The 1929-nt window shown below is 44.5% G+C and carries 2 protein-coding genes and 1 pseudogene; all 3 read left to right on the forward strand.

Annotated features, from left to right (window positions below; genetic code table 11):
• Positions 1-242, forward strand: a pseudogene (locus tag JZU62_RS01010) (Fis family transcriptional regulator); the annotation flags it as partial.
• Complete coding sequence (fabD, locus tag JZU62_RS01015) at positions 242-1177, forward strand: ACP S-malonyltransferase (RefSeq protein WP_295011069.1); 936 nt, start codon at positions 242-244, stop codon at positions 1175-1177. The pseudogene JZU62_RS01010 and the gene fabD, both read left to right, overlap by 1 nt.
• Positions 1174-1929: nitrilase-related carbon-nitrogen hydrolase (locus JZU62_RS01020; RefSeq protein WP_295011071.1), on the forward strand; the 756-nt coding region annotated here is incomplete at its 3' end. The genes fabD and JZU62_RS01020, both read left to right, overlap by 4 nt.

Raw genomic sequence — 1929 nt, forward strand, 5'->3', positions numbered from 1 at the left:
TTGACAGTATCAATGAGAATGATTTGATGGAGATTATGGAACACTATTTAGAGGGAAAACTCGGGAGTAATAACGATTATCGTACGTTTCTCCATCTCTATGAAGTTCCCCTTATCCGCTCAGGAATCAAACGGTTTAAATCACAGTTACAGCTATCAGAGCGACTAGGGCTGAACCGAAACACGCTGCGTAAAAAAATTGCGGATCATTCAGACTATAATTTAGAAACCAAGGAACATTAATGTCCAAAAAAATTGCGATGATTTTCCCAGGTCAGGGATCACAAACGATCGGTATGGGAAAATCATTTTATGAAAATTCTCCGTTAGCGCGCGAGATGTTTCAAAAAGCGGGAGAACGTATAGGCGTTGATTTTACCAAACTTTTATTTGAAGAAAACACCCAACTCGATCAAACTGAATATACTCAGCCTGCTATTTTACTGATTTCGATGATTGCTTACAAACTCTTTCAAGAAGCACGTCCTACTGAAGCGGTAATGTTCTTGGGTCACTCTTTGGGTGAGTTTAGTGCTCTTTGTGCATCGGGCGCTATCGATTATGTCGATGCTGTTGAGCTTGTCCATAAGCGTGGAAAACTAATGTCTCAGGCATGTGAGAGTATAAATGCGGGGATGATGGCTATTTTAGGTCTGGATGATGCAGTTGTCGAAGAACTTTGTGCAAAAGCGAACGATGAGGGTAAAAAGGTTTGGCCGGCTAACTATAATCAAACGGGTCAGCTTGTGGTAGCAGGGATCAAAGAAGATCTGCAAGCGATGGAAAGCGTATTTAAAGAAGCGGGTGCCAAGCGGGCATTGCTCCTGAATATGTCGATTGCAAGCCACTGTCCGCTCCTCTCAAGTGCGATGGAGCCCTTAGGGGAAGCGATGGAAGCAATGGTCAGTGAGTGTTTCAGCGCACCGATCATTTCAAACGCTACGACACAGGGATATTCGACGAAAGAAGAGGCGATAGAGCGTCTCAAAGTTCAGTTGATCCAACCGGTAAAATACAAACAATCGATTGAAGCCATTGCTTCAGGGATTGATATGATGATCGAATTCGGTAACGGTGCGGTTCTTAAAGGGCTGAATAAACGTAATGCCCCTGATGTTGAGACTGTGGGTATTTCCGATATGGAATCACTCACCAAGGTTTGTGAAGCACTCTCATGAAAGTCGCCCTAATCCAATCCGCGCCGAAACTCAATCGTACCAATTTGGGTGAAGTGTTAGCACTGATTGAAGTAAATAAAGACGCGGATGTGGTCGTTTTTCCTGAGCTGTCTCTGAGTGGGTATCTGCTCCAAGACAAGCTTTATGAAGATGCATGGAAGATTGAAGAGTTAAGTGATTTGGCACACGCGAGCAAACACTGCGATATTGTCGTCGGTGCGGCATTATGGGATAATGGCAACGTCTATAACAGTGCGTTATATTATTCCAAAGGTGCACTTCTCCATGTACATCATAAAAATTATCTTCCAACCTACGGGATGTTCGAAGAGGGGCGTTATTTTTGTGCGGGCGAACATATAACATCGTTTCATACACCCCATGGTAATGCCGTGATGGTGATCTGCGAAGATCTCTGGCGAGCGGAGAGCATTGCAGCAATCGCCGCATCGGAAGCTGAGATCGTTTATGTTTTGGCTGCCTCTCCTGCACGCGATTTTAGCGACGAGGGGATTAGCATCGAAGCACAATGGGATTCTTTGCTCAAGTCCACCGCATTGCTCAGCCATAACTACGTCGTTTTCGTCAATCGCGTTGGGTTTGAAGACGGGTTAGGTTTTTGGGGTGGAAGCCGTGTCATCACCCCTATGGGAAAAACGGAGTGTATTCTCCCTCTTTTTGAGTCTGAATCAAAACAGTGTTCACTCGATCAGCGTTTAAAAAAACTGGGTCGATATTTAGTCAAACATACA

Source organism: Sulfuricurvum sp., from assembly GCF_019163035.1.
Taxonomy (GTDB): Bacteria; Campylobacterota; Campylobacteria; order Campylobacterales; family Sulfurimonadaceae; genus Sulfuricurvum.